Consider the following 19,644-nt stretch of genomic DNA (forward strand, 5'->3'; position numbering starts at 1 on the left):
TTGTGATGAAAGAGTTTTTAATTTCTAAAAAAGGGATTTTTTGTATAAACTTAGTTCTCCTAATATTATTTGCTTTCTCAGGATGTATGAAGTATGAGGTTTCTGATGACTTTATCATGGAAATGGTGGTTTCTGGAGCTTATACAGGCTCACCTTCCTCATTTATTATGTTTATGCATCCTATGATTGGGATTGTTCTCTCTATGTTATATACATTTATCGCAACAATCAACTGGTATTTTATTTTTCAAATTGCGGTAATATTTACTTCATTATGCATTATATCGTATACGTTTTTGAAATATAAAAAAGATAATCTAAGCATATTGCTTTTTATGATATTTCTTTTGTTTTTTTCCAATGATCTATACTTATTGGTGCAATTCACAAAAACTGCGACGATCTCTCTATGTACAGGATGCATTCTTATTTTAAGCAATATTTTAGATAGCAAAACGATAAATAAAAAAGAAGTCGCTTTGGGGGTTTTCCTTTTTTGTGTTGGCTATATGATAAGAAATAAATGCATCTATATTGTTTTATTTTTTTCTGGACTACCAGTCTTATTTTATGGAATAAAGAAGAGGCTCAAATACATAGATTTCGTGAATTTGGTTAAAAAAGCAGGGAAAGTAATATTCCCATGTTTTCTTATTTTGATTGGATTAAGTCTTTTCAGTATAGGATTTGTTCAACGATATCCTGCGTTTAAAGCATACAAAACATATAGTGCATATCGATCTGATATTGTAGATTATTCTTACTACTCATATGAAGATAACCGAATAGAATTTGAAAAAAATGGAATTAGTGAAAATGATTTTTATACATTAGTTCATTGGAATTTCGGAGATATAGAATATTACGATTTAGATAAATTAAAAACGGTTAGCACTATTTTAAATGCCTATCGAGATAGCCAATATACGAGTATAAAAGGAACGATTGTCAATTTAATAAATCGCCAGTATAAATATTACGTAAGTGTTTGGGCACTAATCCTCATTTCATTGATTGGAATTTTTGCAATAAGAAATGGAATCTTTCAAGTCTTGGCTGTGAATTTCTTTGCTTTCTGTTTATTGTTTTTAAACATGTATCTAGGAAGACTAAACTATCGTGTTGAGTATTCTATCTTTTTAGCAGCCACAGCATTTTTGCTCTTTAGCATTCAAATATCTGAAAGTCGAATCGAAAAATTTAGCGATAAATTTCTAATCGCAGTTTTGATCGTTCTATGTGTATGTAGAATACCAGTGTATATACCAAGTTATGGAAAAAGTAGTTATGATGCATTGTTTATTTCATGGAATAATGATTTAGCAAAATATAATGCTTCTTTTGAAAAAGAAAAGGATATGAGTGTTATAAACGAAATTAAGCAGAATCCAAATAATTTTTATTATTTAGGTTTTTATTCCAATATTCAAACGTTATATTTGAATTACAATCCATGGAAAGGGATTCAAAAGTCAGAATTTAAGAATGCTGCTTTTTTTGCGGGAATTGATACATTCCATCCGGATTGGATGAAGCAATTGGAAAAACATAGTATAAATAACCCTATGGAACATTTATTAAAGGAAAATGTTTATTTTATAGAGAACAGACCGATAAATGAAATCTTGACTTTTATACAAGAACATTATAAAGTAAATGTGGAAATGACTTTGTATAAAAAAATAGGGTCATATTATATTTGGAAAATAAGGTAGGAGAATGAAAATGAAAATTTTGGTAACTGGCGGCGCAGGCTTTATTGGCGGGAATTTTATTCACTATATGGTGGATAAATATCCGGACGATGTGATAGTAAATCTTGATTTACTTACATATGCGGGTAATTTAGAAACATGTAAACCTGTTGAGGATAAAACAAATTATAAATTCTATAAGGGTGATATAGCCGATAGAGCTTTTGTTTTTGATTTATTTGAAAAAGAGAAATTTGATGTGGTTGTAAATTTTGCGGCAGAATCGCATGTTGATAGAAGTATAGAGGATCCAGAAAGTTTTGTTAGAACGAATGTAATGGGAACTACGACTTTATTAGACGCTTGTAATAAATATGGGATTCAACGTTATCATCAGGTTTCAACGGATGAAGTATATGGAGATCTGCCATTAGATAAACCAGATTTATTTTTTACGGAGGAAACTCCTTTGCATACATCAAGTCCATATAGTTCATCAAAAGCAGCGGCGGATTTGTTTGTTTTAGCTTACCATAGAACATATGGTTTACCAGTGACCATTAGTAGATGTTCCAATAATTATGGACCATATCATTTTCCAGAAAAATTAATTCCATTAATGATTTCTAGAGCTTTAGCTGAGGAATCGCTTCCTGTATATGGTACTGGAGAAAATGTAAGAGATTGGTTACATGTATATGATCATTGTGTGGCAATTGATTTAATTATAAGAAAAGGAGAAGCAGGTGAAGTTTACAATGTCGGTGGACATAATGAGCGAACAAATCTAGAAGTAGTTAAAACAATTTTGAAAGCATTGAATAAGCCGGAGTCTTTAATAAAGTATGTTGAAGATAGAAAAGGACATGATTTAAGATATGCAATTGATCCATATAAGTTAGAAACAGAACTAGGATGGAAACCAAAATATAATTTTGACACTGGTATACAACAAACAATTCAATGGTATTTGGATTATAAAGAGTGGTGGCAAAATATTCTTTCTGGAGAGTATCAAAATTATTTTAATAAAATGTATAAAGAAAAAGGGAGAGTGTAACATGAAGGGGATTATTTTAGCCGGAGGATCGGGAACTAGACTTTATCCATTAACACAAGTCATATCAAAACAGATACTGCCTGTATATGATAAACCGATGATTTACTATCCATTATCTACATTAATGCTTGCTGGAATCAGAGAAATATTAATTATTTCAACACCGCGAGATGTAGTAGTATTTGAAGAATTATTAGGGGATGGAAGCCAATTGGGATTAAGTATTGAATATGCAATACAAGAACAACCAAGAGGATTAGCTGAAGCATTTATAATTGGTGAAAAATTTATAGGAAATGATCGTGTTGCATTGATTTTAGGAGATAATATTTTTTACGGTCGTCATTTTACAGCAACGTTAAGTGAAGCTTTATCAAAAAAAGGTGCAACAATTTTTGGGTACTATGTAGATAATCCTAAAGAATATGGTGTAGTCACTTTTGATAAGGATTATAAAGTGTTGACACTGGAAGAAAAACCTGAAAAGCCTAAATCTCATTATGCAGTTCCTGGTTTGTATTTTTATGATAATGATGTTGTAGAGATTGCGAAAACTATAAAACCTTCAGCTAGAGGAGAACTGGAGATTACTTCCGTAAATAATGAATATTTACATCGTGGAAAGCTAAATATCAAAGTTCTTGGAAGAGGCTTTGCATGGCTAGATACGGGAAATCCCAACGCCTTACTTGAAGCATCTGAGTATGTTGGAGCAGTTCAGAAAAGAAGTGGTTTATATGTTTCCTGCATAGAAGAAATTGCATACATAAAAGGATTTATCGATAAAGTTCAATTGTTAAAATTGGCAGAGAAATTTGCGAAAACGGATTATGGAAAATATTTATTGAGACTTGCAGAAGAAGATGTCAATGAAGTAAGCGTAGTAAGGGGGTAATCGTGTGAAAAATACAATTATCCTTCTCTACGAATCTTGGCTAAATAAAACAGGAAATATTACTGGAAATGATGAAATAGATGAGTGGATTGAGCAACGAAATAACGATCTTGAGGTTCAGATAGAAAAAATATCTTTGAACGAGTGTAGTCCATGGTACTATGACGAAAAAGAAGGACAAATTAGAAATCAGAATTTATCATTTTTCACGGTAAAAGGATTCCAAAGAAAAAGAGAAAATGATGTCATATTAGAACAACCCGTTATTTTACAAAACGAAATAGGTTATTTAGGAATTATTTGTAAGGAAATCGATGGTGTATTGAATTTTTTGATGCAGGCAAAAATTGAACCTGGGAATATTAATAAAATACAATTGTCGCCTACAATTCAAGCAACAAAAAGTAATTTTACTCAAAAACATGGTGGTAGAAAACCGAATTATTTGGAATATTTCCTAAATGCGGTTGATCACGAAATCATCGTAGATCAAATTCAATCAGAGCAATCTTCACGTTTTTATAAGAAACGAAATCGAAATATTATCATAAAAGTACAGGATGAGATTTTGTTAAAACCAAATTTTAAATGGATGACATTAGGACAAATAAAGCGTTTAATGAAAAAAGACAATATTGTGAATATGGATACACGAACCGTATTGTCTTGTATTCCATATTATAATCACAGTTTTTCAACTAATGAATTAAAGGCAATGGAAGCAAAAGCAAATGATAAAAGTTTATTTAAATCGATTTTTACAATGCATGATGAGTATATGATTCCTAGAATATATCAACAAATAAACAATTCAAAAATGTTTGATGATGAAGAAGATGCATTGGTTTCTCTAGATCATCTTTCAACGTGGAAAAATACAGAGAAAGAAATGAAATGTGTTCATGAACATGATTTTAAAGTCATATTTTGTGACATTATGATTGAGGGAAGAGAAGTAACGAGATGGTGCCAGCCATTATTTGAGGCAACAGGGATTGCTTTATTTGGACTATTTGTTTGTAATGATGATGGTGTAAAGAAATTTTTAGTAAGGATAAAGAAGGAAATCGGCTGCTTTGATTCTTTGGAATTAGGACCAACTGTTCAATTAGAGCCATCGAAAATACAGAATAATCAGGATCAGATAGTAGATTTATTTATGAATAAAATGAATCATAATGTAGATATTATACATGATGTACTACTTTCAGAAGAAGGAGGTAGATTTTATCATGAGCAAAACCGAAACGTTATTATAGAAATAAATAAAAATGAGATACATGCTGTGGAAGAGGAAGGATATTTCTGGGTAAGCTATAGAACTTTAAATCAATTAGTTCAGGTTAATAATTGTTTAAACATACAACTTAGAAATTTAATATCATTATTAGAGGTGTAAAATGAAAAAAATTAGAATCGGAATTATATGTCCATCAGAAATCGCATTTCGTAGATTTTTACCTTCATTAGAAAAAGAAGAGCATTTCACATATGTAGGTGTTGCAATTGCATCAAAAGAAGAGTGGGATGGAGATGTTGCAGACACTGTAATTGAAAATGAATGGAAAAAAGGAAAGACTTTTGTAGATAACTATGGCGGGAAGATCTTCGAGAGTTATTCTTCCTTAATTATGTCAAATGAAGTTGATGCAATCTATCTACCACTGCCTCCTGCATTACACTATAAATGGGCAAAGAAAGCATTAGAAAATGATAAGCATGTATTTGTTGAAAAACCTTCAACGACAAATTATCAAGATAGTTTAAACTTGGTCAAATTAGCAGAAGAAAGAAAACTTGTATTGCACGAAAATTATATGTTCCAATATCATTCACAAATTTCAGAAATAAAGAAAGAAATTGAAAATGGAAAAATTGGTAAAGTGCATTCATATCATGCTAGATTTGGTTTTCCTAGAAGGGATAAAAATGATTTTAGATACAATAAAGAATTAGGGGGAGGCGCTTTATTGGATGCTGGAGGATATGTAATAAAACTTGCAACAAAGTTACTCGGAGAAGATATTACATTGGAGTCATGTATCATGAATTCCTATGAGGATTTTGATGTAGATCTATATGGAAGTTATATGTTTAGAAATAGTAAAAATGAGGTATTTATTGGAGAATATGGAATGGACTGTGAATACCAATGTATGCTATCCATATGGGGAAGTAGAGGAATTATGCAAACGGATCGTATTTTTACAGCCCCTGACAATTTGAAACCAAGTTTGAAAATAATTCGAAGTGGAGAAGTTAAAACTATTGAATTAAGCTGTGACTCTCATTTTAAAAAGTCCATATGTCAATTTTATAATGCTATAAATGACACTGCTGTAAGAGAAAAAATCTATAATGAAATACTTTTACAAGCTCAATTAGTTCAAAAGGTTAGAGATATTTCAGGAGGGATAGGAAATGATAAAATTTAATAAACCATCAATTACGGAATTAGAAATTAATAAAGTAGTTGATTGCTTGAACGGGAATAGCATATTATCAGGAGATGGAAAGTATACAACAGAAGTATATGAACATTTTAAAAAGAGATTTCATATTGATAATATGCTGTTGACAACTTCAGGGACTACTGCATTAGAGATGGCTTCTATTTTAATTGATTTAGAACCAGGGGATGAAGTAATTACGCCTTCTTTTACTTTTTCTTCTACGGTAAATGCATTTCTATTAAGAGGGGCAAACCCTGTATTTTGTGATATTCGAGAAGATACATTTAATATTGATGAAAATTTAATTGAGGACCTAATAACATCAAAAACAAAAGCAATCTATGCTGTTGACTATGCAGGTTTTCCATGTGAGATGGATAAGATCAATGAAATTGCAAATCGCCATGGTCTTTTCGTGATTGAGGATGCTGCTCAGGCGGTAGGATCTACATACAAAGGTAGATATGCAGGAACATTAACCGAATTTGGATGTTTTAGTTTTCACGAAACCAAAAATTATGTCATGGGTGAAGGTGGCGCAATTGTTGTTAATGAAGATAAATATATGGAGCGTGCTGAAATCATCCGTGAAAAAGGTACAAATCGAAGAAATGTATTACGCGGATTAGTAGATAAATATACATGGCATGACATCGGTTCTTCTTTTTTACCAAGTGATTTATTAGCAGCTATTTTGTCAGCCCAAATGGAACGCTATGATGAAATTCTAGAAAAAAGAATGAATGTATGGAATACATATTATAACGGACTAGAATGCTTAGAAAAGGAAGGCTTATTGAGAAGACCAGTATTGCCAGAAGGTATCGAGCATAATGCGCATATGTTCTGCATTGTATTGCCAGATGAGGATACAAGAACAAAGCTAATCAATTCTTTAAAAGAAAAGGGTATTTCAAGTTATATTTGTTATGTACCTTTGCATTCTTCACCATATGGACAAAAATTAGGGTATACACCAGAAATGTTACCAGTTACTGAAGATTTAGGAAAGAGAATATTAAGATTACCTCTGTATGTAGACATGTCTATTGAAGAAGCACAATTTGTAGTAAATGTAATTAAGACAATTCTCAAGAAAGAAGGCATATAAAATGAAGAAAATTATTATTCTTGGTGCAGGAATATATCAAGTACCACTAATTAAATGTGCTAAAAGACTAGGTTATTATTCCATCGTATGTAGCATTGAAGGAGATTATCCTGGATTCGCTTATGCAGATAAAGTTTATTATATTAATACGACTGATAAAAAAGCGGTATTAAAGGTGGCGCAGGAAGAAAAAGTAGATGGAATAGTAACTGCTGGAACTGACGTTGCGGTTAATACTATCGGGTATGTATGCGATAAATTGGGGCTTAAAGGACTATCTTCTGCAAGTGCAGAAATGGTTACCGATAAAAGTTTGATGAAAAAAGCTTTTAATGAAGGGGGAGTAAGTACTGCAAAATATCTTGAAATAAAATCTAAAGATGATTTAATTACATCGTTCTCTGATTTGACTTTTCCATTGATTATAAAAGCAGTAGATCTTTCTGGAAGTAGAGGGATCGTTGTTGTTGAAACGAAAGAAAAAGCATTATCAGCTTTTGATGAAGTAATGGAAGCTACACATAAAGATTACTGTATTATAGAGGAGTTCATCGTTGGAGAGGAATTTGGTGCTCAGGCGTTTATGTACGATGGAAAAATGCAATTTGTATTACCACATGGGGACTATGTTTTTCAAGCAGATACAGGGATTCCTATTGGACATTATGCCCCATATAATATGGGGGATGATATAGTAAAACAAGCTATTGAAATCACTGAAAAGGCAGCACGAGCATTAAAGATTGATAATGCTGCAATGAACTGTGATTATATCTTAAAAGATGGTAAAGTATACGTTATTGAGATTGGAGCGCGATCAGGTGCTACGTGCTTAGCGGAGTTAGTAAGCATTTATTATGGACTTGATTATTATGAAATTATTTTAAAAGCAGCTATGGATGAAAAACCTGATTTTTCTAAAGTAAGAGTTTCAAGTGGTACACCAAATGCAAGTATGCTTCTTTATAAAGAGCAAGATGGAATCATAAAGAGCCAAGATAAAAATATTACCGATCAAAAGAATGTTGTAGATGTATCTTTTGATTATAAAATTGGAGATACTATTCATGCGTTTAAAAATGGTACACATAGAATTGGACAACTCATTGTAAAGGGAGATACCCTTGAAGAATGTGAAAAGTTATTACATACCTGTATGGATGAAATAACTATCGAAGTGGAGTAAACTTTAAGATGATAAATTCAAATAATTTTTATTCTATTGTAATACCTTGTTACAATTCAAGCAAAAGTATAAAGAAGGTTATATCATCAACAATCAACGAACTGGATAAAATTGGTATAAAAAAATATGAATTTGTGCTTGTAAATGATTGTTCCCCTGATGGTCGACAGACAATCAGCGTTTTGAAAGAATTGGCAAAGAAATATAAATTTATTAAAGTGATTGACTTAGCCAAAAATGCTGGGCAGCATAATGCGACCATGGAAGGATTGCGATATACTGTTGGGGATTTTGTAATTAGTATGGATGATGATTTGCAAACAGATCCATCGCAAATTGTACTGTTGCTAGAGACGATGGAAGAACAAGATTATGATATTATATATGGATTTTATCCTAAAAAGAAGCATAATGTATTTCGTAATTTACTAAGTAAATTAAACTATATATCTGTACGGTTTTTAATTGGAAAACCAAAAGGTCTGGAGACAAGTAGTTTTTGGGTAATAAAAAAATTTGTACGAAATTATGTAATCCAGTATCATAACGCATTTCCTTATTTACAAGGGTTGTTTTTAAGAACAACGGACAACATCGGTTGCATACCAATCCAACATAAAAAACGTGAATTTGGAGAGTCAAATTATACGTTTAAAAAGCTTTTTAAACTTTGGGGAAATATATTAGGGTTTTCTATAAAACCATTAAGACTTGCTATGTATATTGGATCTACAATTGCATGTCTAAGTGTTTTGGCAATTATTTGTATAATTATTTCTAAAGTTTTAAATCCACAAATTACTGCTGGTTGGCCATCTATGATGGTGGTACTTTGTTTTTTTTCTGGATTAATTCTATTTTTCTTAGGTTTGATTGGTGAGTATATTGGAAGAATTTATTTAGCAATCAATGCCGATCCACCATGTATTGTGCGAAATGTATATAATGCGGAAAGCTTAGACATAAAAAGTGAAAGTTTTAGATATAAAGACTCTGAATTACTTAGATAATAAAATATATCTGTTATACAAGTAAATTAATTATTTTGCATCTAATCAGCGCATTAAACGATATAAAAATAGATTTTTGAAATACGAAAAAGTATACTCAAGGTTGTTAATTGAAAGGAGAGGTGAAATATATGAAAGTAAAAGAAAAGCAAAACTTGATGAAAAAGTTATTCATCTTTATTTTTATCAGCGTCTCTTTTTATATATGTCTTTTTAACAAACCAGAATATAGCATTGTTGCAAAAGAAAATAATGGATTTGTAACAATAGAATCAAATACATATTATTATCAGAATGGTATAAAGAAAAAAGGATTGGTTCAAATAAACGGTTCGAAATATTATTTTGATAAAAAGACTGGAATCATGAAAAAAGGCTATCATGTGATCGATGGAAAAAAATATTTATTTGATGAAAAAACTGGTAAAATGCTCACAGGTATTAGAACTGTAAATAAAGGAACAGTCAATGAGACAAAATATAAGTTTATGCCAGAAGGAGATGTGTTTAAAAAAGGTCTGTATAAAGAACCAAAAAGTGGTAGCTATTATTTCTTTAATAAAACAACAGGTGCAGCACATAAAGGGAATTTAGTTGATGAATACGGAAGAAGATTTGTATTTGATAGTAAAACAGGTGTGATGCTTACCGGAATGAGGTCTTTAAATGGTAATACTTATTATTATTTAGAGACAGGTGGAGTTTATAAAGGCGGAATTAAAACAGTAAATGGCAGCAAATATTATTTTGATAAAAAGACTGGAATTATGAAAAAAGGCTATCATGTGATCGATGGAAAAAAATATTTATTTGATGAAAAAACTGGTAAAATGCTTACAGGTATTAGAACTGTAAATAAAGGAACAGTCAATGAGACAAAATATAAGTTTATGCCAGAAGGAGACGTGTTTAAAAAAGGTCTGTATAAAGAACCAACAAGTGGTAGCTATTATTTCTTTAATAAAACAACAGGTGCAGCACATAAAGGAAATTTAGTTGATGAATACGGAAGAAGATTTGTATTTGATAGTAAAACAGGTGTGATGCTTACCGGAATGAGGTCTTTAAATGGTAATACTTATTATTATTTAGAGACAGGTGGAGTTTATAAAGGCGGAATTAAAACAGTAAATGGCAGCAAATATTATTTTGATAAAAAGACTGGAATTATGAAAAAAGGCTATCATGTGATCGATGGAAAAAAATATTTATTAGATGAAAAAACTGGTAAAATGCTTACAGGATTCCATGTTGTAAATAAGGGGACAGTGAATGAGACCAAGTATTATTTTCTTCAAAATGGAGATGTATTCCGTGGAGGTGTCATCAATGTAAATGGAAACCGCTATTATTTTGATGATACGACAGGTGCAGCGAGAAAAGGATATGTTAAAACAAAGAACAATAAACATTACTATGCGGATAAGAGTACAGCAGTCTTGTCAAATGGAATTATAAAAATTAATGATAGCACTGTTTATTATTTTACTGCAAGCGGAGTTTTAAAAACAGGGATTGTAACAGCGAATGGAGATCAATATTATTTTAATCCTAAGACTGGAAATATGTGTACTGGAATGTATACGATTGAAATAAATGGAATCGATAAGAAATATTGGTTTGATCGATCAACTGGAAAGGCAAAAACAGGAGTTGAGTACGTAGATTCTATAAATCGCAATTATTATTTTGATGTAAATACCCCTACTGGAGTACGTACAGGTCTTCAAGAATATAACAATCAAACGTATTACTTTGATGAATATGGAATAGGAAAAACAAAATTTCAAAGCCATAAAGACAATTTATATTATTTTGATGAAGAAACTTATATCATGAAAAAAAATCATGATATTAGAATTGAAGACTATGTAGGTACTGATGGCGAACTATCAGGAATTGTATTTCATGCGGGTTCTGATGGGAAGATTACTTTTCAGGCTACGGACGCATTAAATATGAGATCACAAATCATCTTTAACGGCCTTGAAAAATTAGGTGAACCTTATGCATATGTGGATGCTGACCCAGGATATAACTGTTCTAGTTTTGTTTATCATGTATATCAAGCAACAGGATTAGATAGATTTGGTACAGGTACTGCGAATTCGAATGATTGGAAGACATATTCCATGTCACCATATGTATATGATAACTATAAAATCTACGTGGATAGGAAACAGTTAAAACCAGGAGATTTAATTTTCTGGTCAAAAGAGAATTGCGGAGATGTAAAAGTAGATGAAGAGGGAAATTGCATTCATCGATGGAGTCGAAATGGAAAAAATTTCCATATACACCATGTGGGAATTTATTTAGGAAATGGGCAAGTAATTGAATCTTATGAGCCTTTTGGTACAGTGGTTATTCAGGATTTGAACATGATAACAGCTGAAGATAATCCTAATTATTATTTTAGCTATTTTGCAAATATTATTGATAAATAATGAATGGAGGCAGAATAATGAGTTTTATAAGATTTAAAAAATTCATTAGTGATTTAATAAGAGAAGATATTTTCTGGATATTTATTATAAATCTTATATTACTTATTCAATGTTTAATCTTAAATACTCCTTATAATGAAACTAATGATGATACAGGAATGAGAGCATTGGCTTCAGGTGCTTATGGAGATAGCGGAGGATATCTTGTTTTTATAAATATAATTATTGGAAAGGGATTGACGTTTCTATACAACGTATTTCCGAGTATAAACTGGTATACTTTGTTTGAAATTGCAGTAGTCATAACAAGCTTTATTCTTTTAGGGTTTCTACTAATTGATAAAATTGGAAAAAAATATGGTCTACCAGCTTATGTATTACTAATTGGGATGTTTTATTCTGAGTTTTTGTCAATTTTGCAGTTTACTCGTATTTCAATTTTAATTGGCATCATAGGATATCTGTATATATTTCATTATTTGTTATATAAAAAGAAAAAATGGTACATGTACATTGGATTTATTTGCGTTTGGATGTGTTTATTGATAAGACAAAGTTCTTTCAATATCGTAACATTGTACGCAGCTATGATTGGATTTTGCATTCTTATACTAAATAAGGATTTAAATTTTAGTAAGTTTAAAAATTATGTATTCTGTTTCACAGTGTTGTTTACTGTATCAATTGCATTTATCGCGATTGATACAGCAGCATACGCTTTTGATTCTGAGTGGAAAGACTATAAAGAGTTCACGAAATTACGATCGAAACTTGCGGACTATGGATTTCCATCTTATGAAGAAAATAAAGAAATATATGAAAGAATGGGAATTACTAGAAATGATTTTCAGCTATATGATTCAGGAATATTATTGTACGATGATACATTAAGTGTTGATTGTATGAAAGAACTTGCAAGAGTAAAAGATAAAGAACAGGTAATTATAGGAAAACGAGATCTTTTTATAACAATGCTCAATACCATAATTGTCGATTCGTATTTTGTTATATATCTAGGTGGTGCTATTCTTTTTTTCTTGATAAACAAAAGAAGTTCGTTTTGGATTTTATTTATTGGAAATTTTATAGCATACATATCTTTATTTATTTATTTTTATTACATAGGAAGAATTGTTACTAGAGTAATGGTTCCTACAACCTTTATGTTTATAGTGACTTCAATATTTTGTTATGATAAGAAATATATTAAGAATATACATATACCTAAGGTTGTGTGTATAACGAGTATTTTAGTTTTCTTTATAGGTTTTCATGCATATTTTGAAAAGAGTTTAACTTTAGCTAAATATAATGAAATAGAGGCAAATCAATTGTTTAACACAATGAAAGATAAGAGTAAGATATACTTTGCTGACTTTTCTTCTTATCGGTTTAACTATAAATATTTTGACGCTTATCACGAGTTTGGGAAGGATTATTTTTCCAATCAAATAAATACAGGTGGATGGTTATCAAGAACTCCTACTATAAATAGAGGCATGGACAAATTAGGGATTACGAATTTATCAGCTCTTTTAACAAAAAAGAATACATATCTTTATACTGGTTATAATGAGGATTTGTATAGAAACTTTTTAGAAACACATTATACGAATGAGCGAGTTTCATATTCTATAATCAATTTATTGGATTCATTTAAAATCGTAAAATATACAACACCATTGAATAGTATAAAAACTGTTGATTTCTTTACTTCAGAATTAATTAACTATGAAAGTTTTAATGATGAATATGATTATATAACGATACGCATTAAAACAAATACGGATTTAACTGGAAAAAGAGGATACCTTCATTATATAGATCAAGAAAATGAAAGAAGCTTTGTTATAGAAGGTGAATACATTGAAAACGGAAAAGAAGAATTTGAAATGAAAGCAATAATACCTAATATAGATGTAAATAGGGAAGGTAATTTTTATCCTGTGATTGAAATGAATGATGAAGAATTTGTTACCAGCAATAAAGAAGTTTTTAACTAAGTAGAAGGAAGTGGAAATAGATGAAAAAAATTAGGCTTTCAAACATTTTGAAAATTCAATCATTAATATTGCTTTATTCTTTAGTAAGCGTTCTTTCAAAATTAGCATCTATGCAATTAAAAGTTTATGGCTTATTTTCATATCAACTCATTTTTTTAATATTTATTATGGGAAGTTTATTAGTAATATATGCATTCTTCTGGCAAAAGATATTAAAAAATTTTGACTTGTCAATTGCATATGTGAACAAAGGGATGTTATTGTTTTGGTCATTACTTTGGTCCATACTTTTGTTCAGTGAAGAAATAACATTGTGGAATATTTTAGGAACGATTATTATTATTTTAGGAATATTGGTGGTATCGAAAGATGAGTAATTATTATGCATGGATTATGGTTGGATCGTCATTTTTAGCTGCATTTTCTCAAATTTTATTAAAAAAAAGTACTAAAAAAAGTTATAAGCATCCAATTTATGAATATTTAAACATATATGTTTTTTCAGGTTACGCGATTTTACTATCAACAATGATTATTAATATATACGCATATACTGGAATTGATTACAAGCTTGGACCTATTTTAACTTCTACAAGTTATATTTTTGTATTATTGCTAAGTAAATTGATGTTGAAAGAAAAGATAACAATTAGAAAATTAATTGGTATTAGTTCAATTATTTTGGGGATTATATTATTTAACCTTTAGCAAAATTGTTATTATCTCAATTATCGTGAATGTGAAATGAAATTATAGCTATGCTAAATGAAAAATCATTGATTAAGGTATTAGAATGTTGATTTAACATTTGATATAAGAACAACATCACCAATAGGAAGTCAATAAGAATAAAAGAAAAGGACCGTCTCTTATGAGATCATAATGCCATGGGAGACGGATATTTTACAGATGTCTTTTAGCAGTCGAAATACCATACACTACCTGAAGCAAAAAAATAGCAATAATATGCATGATAAGAGGTGGTGAAAAATGGAAAAAGAACAAAATTGAGAGACTCTCATAAAACAGTTGATCGATTTACATTGAATGATCAATTATTTCATAACATTAGCACTAATGGTAGATAGTTGTAGCATCACTGGAAGTGGTGCCTTTGTATGACAGGCAGTTACACACACAGAATTCATAATACTGATGCAAATTGAATAAGTATCTAATAGGAAGAATTGTTCTAAAATCATGAAGTGAAAATTATTCTACATGAGTTGAAGACTTATGGTGTTAAGGGTGCAGCCAAACGCAAATAGAAGCCCAGTGCGAATTTGTGAGGGAACGTGCGGAAGTGGTAGGAAGGCATGAATCTATCAGGGTGCAGTGGCGCTTACAAGTGGAAACCATGCGGAAAGAATAGGAAATCCTATGTGACTCGGAAAATACTGCAAGAACCGAAAAGACCTGTAAGTGTGAAAGCACATGGCATGTATACAAAGGAGGGGGTGGTGCCTCTGTGAAATCTGTATATTTTAATGGCTCTTTACCTATAAGGAAAAAGCGAAATGATAAAACAGATATACAGAATTCAGAAAGCGTAGTTTACGGTTTGATGCATGGTGAAAGCGATGAATATGGGAGGGCGCTCACTTCACGAACTTACAAGTATTATAATGATGGTGAAAATAGTAAAAACATAGTCCATAGGAGTAGGCTGTGCAGGAAGCAGCATTATAGAAAAAGGAGATAGTAAACGCAAATGAACGAATCATTAAAGTAAAAATTACTTAGCGTATATGGGTAAATTCTTAGTTATAGAAGGCTAGAAGAAGCTTAGTAAAGTGTCAAGAAGAATAAAGGAGCTGGAGGAATCGATAAGATAAGTATTCAAAAATTTGAAAAACATCAAGACCAGTATCTGAATGTGATTCTGTAAGAAAGAAAGGCGAAGACTTACAAACCAATATCTGCAAAAAGGGTATATATCAAAAAGAAGAATGGAAAGCTCGACCGTTGGGCATTCCGATAATAAAAGATAGAGAGGTACAACAAGCACTAATAATAATCCATTAAATTACGTACATACTTTATCACACACAACATGGAATTACAAATACCATATAGTATTTGCACCCAAATATAGAAGATTGGCGATATACGGGAAATATAAAAAAGAAATTGGAAAGACTTTAAGAACGATATGCGAAAGAAAGGCGGTAACGATAATAGAGGCAGATCTCATATCCATATGTTAGTGGAAAAATATAGCGTATCAGCGTTCATGGAAAACTAAAAGGATAAGTAGTCTAATGATATTCGACCGATTTGCAAATTTGAAATATAAATATGGAAATAGGCATTTTTGGACAAGAGTATTTTTCGCAGATACAGTAAAAGATAAACTCGCACATCAAATGAGTATGAAAGAATTCATTGACCCGTTTATGGGTGAAGAAGTAGTAAGAGAAGGCAAATAAAAGGCTCTTTAGAGCCAGCCAGAAAAGAGGGGGCGTTTGGGAGCCCTTCAGAGCGTGAATAGCGTCACTGGTAACAAGCCCTTATAGGGCTTACTCAAACCACTAGTTCAACTAGTGGTTATGATTTTGGACATGTGCTGATTTTAAACCGCTTGCAAATTATTCCTGCTTTTTTCTTCAAACAATTTGACAACAAAGAGGTGAAAATTTTAACGTTTTTTAAAGAAGTATTGATTTCAATCATTTTTAATTAGAATTTTTTTCCCTTAAATCATACGGCAAACAATAAATAGGGGAGGCTTCGCCTATCAAACTTCTTTTTTAGTTTGCCTTTATAACATCTATGACCAATCATTTGTGATGAAAGTAACATAGCAATGATCCATCCTTCAGCATCCTTTTTCAACCTTGGTAATTGTCTATTATCCAAGATTGAATGAAATTTGTGTAATATTAAGGAAATGTAATACAAATCGTATGGTCAAATAGTTGAAAAACCTTTATAATAGAACTGTTGATTAAAAAAGGAGGCTGTTTATGGCTAAGAGAATACATAAGACAAAGAAAACGCCTTTATTTAAAAATGTAGGTTTTTATTTTGTCCTTCTTTATGCATTACTAACTTTAGGTATGATTGTTCAGGTATTCACGGTAAATGTGATCCCTATGAAATATGCAATGATTGTATGTGTCATATTATTATTTCTGCTTTTAGGAATGTATTATCTCCAGTTTGGGAAAAAAGTAAATAAAGTAAATAAGGTATTGGGAAAAATATTGATTGTTATATTAGCGGTGTTCTTAGGCGTTGGTAACTGGTATTTATTTAAAACAGGATCAGCATTCTCCAGAATGACTGGGGATGATACGCAGACATCTATTGTATCTGTAGTAGTGATGAAAGAGAATAAAGCTGAAAGTATTGAAGATTTAAAAAATAGTAAATTTGGCTTAACAAAAACAGGAACTCAGGATATCATGAAAAAGGGACTTGCGGACATAAAGAAAGACGCAGGACAGGATATATCAACGGTTGATTATAAATCTTATAAGACTATTGCTGATGATCTATATGATGGGAAAATTGATGCTATCATTATGGATGAAGCCACAAGAAGCCTGTTTGAGGATAATCATTCTAAATTTGATTCAGAAACAAAGATTGTAAAAAGCTACAAATATAAGACTACAACTAAAGATATTAGTAAAAACGTAAATGTGACTTCTGAACCATTTAATGTTTACATTACTGGCATTGATACTTATGGGACAATATCAACAGTATCCAGATCTGACGTTAATATGATTGCAACAGTGAATCCTAAAACACATCAGATTTTGTTAACTAGCATTCCTCGTGACTATTATGTTCCTCAGCCATGTCAGGGAGGTCAGACAGATAAACTGACACATACTGGTATTTTTGGAGTTGACTGCACCATAGAAACAGTGGAAAATTATTTTGGTATCGATATTAACTATTATGTACGTGTAAATTTCTCAAGCGTTGAGAATATTGTTAATGCTTTAGGTGGTATCACGGTTAATAATCCAGTAGCATTTACAGCAAGTGATGGAACTTATTCTTATGAAGCAGGAGAAGTTTATATGGATGGTGCAAAAGCATTACGCTTTGCCCGCGAACGTTATAATTTAGGGGGCGGTGACCGCGATCGTGGTAAGAATCAGATGAGAGTTATTACCGGAATCATAAACAAAGCAATTTCACCATCAATTATTACAAATTATACGAGTATTTTGGATGCAGTCAGTGGTAGCTTCCAGACAAATATGAGTAACAGCGAAATGACATCTTTGATCAAAATGCAGATAAACGATATGAGTGGCTGGGATATTGAACAAATTTCCGTTAATGGAACCGGTAATGGCAGTGCATGGTCACCGGCAAACGGATTTAATTCCTGGGTGATGGAACCAAATGTCAATACAGTGAAACGTGCTGTTGAAGTTATAAAGAAAGTTGAGAACGGAGAAGATGTAAAAGCTCTTGCTCAACAGGTTATGGAAGAAAACACAGCCGATGAATAATATTTAAATAAAAAGTCAGGTTATTTTGCAGATTTTATTGCATCATAGACTGACTTTTTTTGCATACGGATACTTATAATCTAAATTTTTAAATATGATTTATTTTACGTGCTCTATAATTGCATGGATAAAGACGGTATACGTAATCGATTAGGATTAGATTCAGTATATTGGCTTTATAGCATCGAAAATATTATTGTAAAGCGTAATGACATATACAGAAGATTTCTAAAGGTATAATCGATTTTTCAATGAACAAATGATTTAATGCAAATGAAATTTAATTTTCATGGACAGGAATTTACAATTAAACGATTTGAATACGTTTCAGAATATCAAAATCAAAATTTGCTAGGTTTTGTATATGAAATAGAGCTATCTGACGCATCTACAGATTTATCTTTAATTAGCTATATTGTTGACGGAGAAGAGTATGTTGTGAATGGTCATATAGTTTCGAATATCAAGTTAAACTATGATCGTCAGCAATTGAATTTATTAAATGATTATACTTCAGGATTAACGGTTCATACCCTATCCTTAATAAATAATGTGTTTTGGGTCTGTACCTGCGGATTTTGTAATGCAGCAGAATCAGATATCTGTGAATCGTGCGGTTCCGAAAAACAAAAATTGATTGAATTAATGAATGAAGACTTGAAAAATAGGGCTTATAAGCAGCCAGATAAATTTCTAATAATGAATGAGCAACAGACGCTTGACGATATCCTTGAAAATTATGCAATAAAAATGGAAGATACTTACGGTTTAGATAAAAAGAAATTATTATCATGCATGGATGAGGATTTGTTAAAAATAAAGCATGAAAAGTTGATAACTGATAAAATTAATAAATTTCTGGAAGATGAAAAACTTACCTTATCTGTTGATTTAAGCTTTGAAGAGAATATAAGAAGGTATTGTGAAAAGATAATCGGCCCGCTGATAACGACAGAAATGGTTATACAGAAAGGAAATCTGAAAGAATGTGAGGCAGAGTATCGACAACTATGTGAATCCCAGATGCTTGCTGAAAGAGACAGGAAAAGGAAATTAGCCATCATGGCTGGAGCAGGCGTTCATATTCTGAGTGCTCTTCTTATCATACAGCAATGCAGCAAACATCACATGGCAATGAAAATATAACTGACACTGTTTCCGCTAAAAAAGAACAGAAAGCTAAAAAAGAACAGAAAAATGAAAAAGGGATAGTGAATACTAAAGAACACAATTCACCTCAAATCGACGCCGGTGTATACAGTACGATAGCTTAAAAAAAAGACGGTACCGTATTATCTACAGAGATT

14 protein-coding genes and 1 pseudogene are annotated in these 19,644 nt (G+C 31.2%); all 15 read left to right on the top strand.

Features of this window, described 5'->3' with window-relative positions; all coding sequences use genetic code 11:
* Positions 1–5: 5 nt before the first annotated feature.
* The 15 genes and pseudogenes from ACESPQ_RS01105 to ACESPQ_RS01175 all read left to right on the top strand — a co-directional run bounded on the left by ACESPQ_RS01105 (position 6) and on the right by ACESPQ_RS01175 (position 19,483).
* Positions 6–1,715 (top strand): hypothetical protein, encoded by a 1,710-nt coding sequence (locus tag ACESPQ_RS01105; protein WP_002606164.1) that lies wholly within the window; start codon positions 6–8, stop codon positions 1,713–1,715.
* Between the two features lie 10 nt (positions 1,716–1,725).
* Complete coding sequence (gene rfbB, locus ACESPQ_RS01110; RefSeq protein ID WP_002606163.1) at positions 1,726–2,754, top strand: dTDP-glucose 4,6-dehydratase; 1,029 nt, start codon at positions 1,726–1,728, stop codon at positions 2,752–2,754.
* A 1-nt stretch (position 2,755) separates the two neighbouring features.
* Complete coding sequence (gene rfbA, locus ACESPQ_RS01115) at positions 2,756–3,649, top strand: glucose-1-phosphate thymidylyltransferase RfbA (protein ID WP_109769851.1); 894 nt, start codon at positions 2,756–2,758, stop codon at positions 3,647–3,649.
* Positions 3,650–3,653: 4 nt separating this feature from the next.
* Positions 3,654–5,048 (top strand): NDP-hexose 2,3-dehydratase family protein, encoded by a 1,395-nt coding sequence (locus ACESPQ_RS01120; RefSeq protein ID WP_109769850.1) that lies wholly within the window; start codon positions 3,654–3,656, stop codon positions 5,046–5,048.
* A 1-nt stretch (position 5,049) separates the two neighbouring features.
* Complete coding sequence (locus ACESPQ_RS01125) at positions 5,050–6,084, top strand: Gfo/Idh/MocA family protein (protein WP_109769849.1); 1,035 nt, start codon at positions 5,050–5,052, stop codon at positions 6,082–6,084.
* Complete coding sequence (gene rffA, locus ACESPQ_RS01130) at positions 6,071–7,213, top strand: dTDP-4-amino-4,6-dideoxygalactose transaminase (RefSeq protein WP_109769848.1); 1,143 nt, start codon at positions 6,071–6,073, stop codon at positions 7,211–7,213. The genes ACESPQ_RS01125 and rffA overlap by 14 nt, the downstream gene beginning before the upstream one ends.
* Position 7,214: 1 nt before the next feature.
* On the top strand, positions 7,215–8,399 hold the full coding sequence (locus ACESPQ_RS01135) for an ATP-grasp domain-containing protein (RefSeq protein ID WP_109769847.1): 1,185 nt from the start codon (positions 7,215–7,217) through the stop codon (positions 8,397–8,399).
* Positions 8,400–8,407: 8 nt separating this feature from the next.
* Positions 8,408–9,409, top strand: coding sequence for a glycosyltransferase family 2 protein (locus tag ACESPQ_RS01140; protein WP_109769846.1), 1,002 nt, complete (start codon positions 8,408–8,410; stop codon positions 9,407–9,409).
* 131 nt (positions 9,410–9,540) lie between these two features.
* On the top strand, positions 9,541–11,856 hold the full coding sequence (locus ACESPQ_RS01145) for an NlpC/P60 family protein (protein ID WP_373143787.1): 2,316 nt from the start codon (positions 9,541–9,543) through the stop codon (positions 11,854–11,856).
* 17 nt (positions 11,857–11,873) lie between these two features.
* Positions 11,874–13,859 carry a hypothetical protein gene (locus ACESPQ_RS01150; protein WP_109769844.1) on the top strand — a complete coding sequence of 662 codons (1,986 nt, stop codon included), beginning with the start codon at positions 11,874–11,876 and terminating at the stop codon, positions 13,857–13,859.
* Positions 13,860–13,879: 20 nt separating this feature from the next.
* A complete protein-coding gene (locus ACESPQ_RS01155) occupies positions 13,880–14,236 on the top strand; it encodes a hypothetical protein (protein WP_109769843.1) in 357 nt (118 codons plus the stop codon).
* Entirely contained in the window at positions 14,229–14,567 is a 339-nt protein-coding gene (locus ACESPQ_RS01160; RefSeq protein WP_109769842.1) for an EamA family transporter, read from the top strand. The genes ACESPQ_RS01155 and ACESPQ_RS01160 overlap by 8 nt, the downstream gene beginning before the upstream one ends.
* Positions 14,568–15,922: 1,355 nt before the next feature.
* Positions 15,923–16,288, top strand: a pseudogene (locus tag ACESPQ_RS01165) (transposase); the annotation flags it as partial.
* 537 nt (positions 16,289–16,825) lie between these two features.
* Positions 16,826–18,337 carry an LCP family protein gene (locus ACESPQ_RS01170; RefSeq protein WP_109769841.1) on the top strand — a complete coding sequence of 504 codons (1,512 nt, stop codon included), beginning with the start codon at positions 16,826–16,828 and terminating at the stop codon, positions 18,335–18,337.
* A gap of 273 nt (positions 18,338–18,610) precedes the next feature.
* A complete protein-coding gene (locus ACESPQ_RS01175; protein ID WP_257270759.1) occupies positions 18,611–19,483 on the top strand; it encodes a hypothetical protein in 873 nt (290 codons plus the stop codon).
* The last annotated feature ends 161 nt before the right edge of the window (positions 19,484–19,644 follow it).

Origin of the sequence: Clostridium sp. HGF2 (genome assembly GCF_964240115.1) — a bacterium.
In the GTDB taxonomy this organism is placed as follows: domain Bacteria; phylum Bacillota_I; class Bacilli_A; order Erysipelotrichales; family Erysipelotrichaceae; genus Clostridium_AQ; species Clostridium_AQ innocuum.

What these genes read in the sequence shown, in the direction of transcription:
- ACESPQ_RS01155 (WP_109769843.1), top strand. Translation starts at nt 13,880, where the DNA reads ATGAAAAAAATTAGGCTTTCAAACATTTTGAAAATTCAATCATTAATA.
- ACESPQ_RS01150 (WP_109769844.1), top strand. Translation starts at nt 11,874, where the DNA reads ATGAGTTTTATAAGATTTAAAAAATTCATTAGTGATTTAATAAGAGAA.
- ACESPQ_RS01145 (WP_373143787.1), top strand. Translation starts at nt 9,541, where the DNA reads ATGAAAGTAAAAGAAAAGCAAAACTTGATGAAAAAGTTATTCATCTTT.
- rfbB (WP_002606163.1), top strand. Translation starts at nt 1,726, where the DNA reads ATGAAAATTTTGGTAACTGGCGGCGCAGGCTTTATTGGCGGGAATTTT.
- ACESPQ_RS01170 (WP_109769841.1), top strand. Translation starts at nt 16,826, where the DNA reads ATGGCTAAGAGAATACATAAGACAAAGAAAACGCCTTTATTTAAAAAT.
- ACESPQ_RS01140 (WP_109769846.1), top strand. Translation starts at nt 8,408, where the DNA reads ATGATAAATTCAAATAATTTTTATTCTATTGTAATACCTTGTTACAAT.
- ACESPQ_RS01160 (WP_109769842.1), top strand. Translation starts at nt 14,229, where the DNA reads ATGAGTAATTATTATGCATGGATTATGGTTGGATCGTCATTTTTAGCT.
- ACESPQ_RS01105 (WP_002606164.1), top strand. Translation starts at nt 6, where the DNA reads ATGAAAGAGTTTTTAATTTCTAAAAAAGGGATTTTTTGTATAAACTTA.
- rffA (WP_109769848.1), top strand. Translation starts at nt 6,071, where the DNA reads ATGATAAAATTTAATAAACCATCAATTACGGAATTAGAAATTAATAAA.
- ACESPQ_RS01125 (WP_109769849.1), top strand. Translation starts at nt 5,050, where the DNA reads ATGAAAAAAATTAGAATCGGAATTATATGTCCATCAGAAATCGCATTT.
- rfbA (WP_109769851.1), top strand. Translation starts at nt 2,756, where the DNA reads ATGAAGGGGATTATTTTAGCCGGAGGATCGGGAACTAGACTTTATCCA.
- ACESPQ_RS01135 (WP_109769847.1), top strand. Translation starts at nt 7,215, where the DNA reads ATGAAGAAAATTATTATTCTTGGTGCAGGAATATATCAAGTACCACTA.
- ACESPQ_RS01175 (WP_257270759.1), top strand. Translation starts at nt 18,611, where the DNA reads ATGAAATTTAATTTTCATGGACAGGAATTTACAATTAAACGATTTGAA.